The 237-nt window shown below is 63.7% G+C and carries 1 protein-coding gene; it reads right to left on the reverse strand.

Features of this window, described 5'->3' with window-relative positions; translation table 11 throughout:
- Nucleotides 1-237, reverse strand: a 237-nt coding sequence (locus tag HMPREF0298_RS12020; protein WP_157464489.1) for an aminotransferase class I/II-fold pyridoxal phosphate-dependent enzyme, incomplete at both ends; no start/stop codon positions are given.

The raw sequence follows: 237 nt of genomic DNA on the forward strand, positions 1-237 counted from the left end.
AGAAGTGCTGCCTCCTTGCCGTGAAGGTCGGCTAACTCCTTCTCCAGCAGCACGTGATAGTGATTGGTTCCGGCGATGTTGCGTGTGCCGCCGGCCCCTGCGCCGCAACTGTCGAGCGCCTCATGCATCGCCTTCAGGACCGCGGGGTGCTGGCCCATGCCCAGGTAATCGTTGGAGCACCAGACAGTGACTTCACCGGCGCCGCCCGGATGATGATGCTTGGCGCGGGGAAATGCG

The organism is Corynebacterium lipophiloflavum DSM 44291, assembly GCF_000159635.1.
Taxonomy (GTDB): Bacteria; Actinomycetota; Actinomycetes; order Mycobacteriales; family Mycobacteriaceae; genus Corynebacterium; species Corynebacterium lipophiloflavum.